Source organism: Oleiphilus sp. HI0066 (assembly GCF_001635725.1).
Map to the genome: position 1 here is coordinate 1 of NZ_LWFH01001577.1, position 732 is coordinate 732.

The window sequence follows — 732 nt, forward strand, 5'->3', positions numbered from 1 at the left end:
TGCAGGAAGATCTTCCTTTCAAACTAGCGCAGCGTAAGGCTGAATTGGATTCACTTTTCGCATTAGTTGACCGCGCCGATATTAGTATCGCTGAAAAATATCGCCAAATTCTTGAAGCGTATGAGAACGAAGTTGCATACGGCCGCACCATCGAAACTTATACCGCAGATTTGATCGGTTCAGAGGAACAGGTGCAAGTTAGTTATCTGCGAATTGGGCGTACCTCGCTTTACTATCAGACACGTGATGGCTCTGAAGGGGCGTTGTGGCTCCCAGCTGAACAGCGTTGGGCGCAATTAGATCGAGGTGAAAACCTTAATTTAAGTAAGGCGATGCAGATTGCTTTGCAGCAACGTGTTCCAGAGTTGTTAGCTTTACCACTTGTCACAGCAGCGAAGTAGGGGGCTGACATGAAACAATTTACTTTAGGCAAAGTACTTGGTCTTCTGTTAATCGTGAATGCAGGTCTGTTTTTTGCCCAAAAAAGCCTGGCCGAAGATTCGCAAAATGTAGATTTTATTGCGCTCGCAAAGTCGATTGTGAAGAACGACGCAAAAGAAAATGCTGAGCGTGAGCGTGTATCGAAACTTGCTTTGGCTGAGCAGAAGCGTTTGCTTCGCCAAACAAATCAGGAAATTGCTGAGGAAGAAAAAGAAAAGCAACGTTTGAAAGCCTTGTTTGATAAGAACGAAGACGACATCGCAACTCTTCAAGAAAAACTCGATTTAGCGA

Annotated in this window: 2 protein-coding genes; both read left to right on the forward strand. The window is 44.7% G+C overall.

What is annotated here, in order from left to right:
* Positions 1–401: DUF3450 family protein (locus A3738_RS24905; protein WP_156504483.1), on the forward strand; the 401-nt coding region annotated here is incomplete at its 5' end.
* A 9-nt stretch (positions 402–410) separates the two neighbouring features.
* Positions 411–732 (forward strand): hypothetical protein (locus A3738_RS24910; RefSeq protein WP_197474016.1); only part of this gene is annotated, 322 nt, incomplete at its 3' end.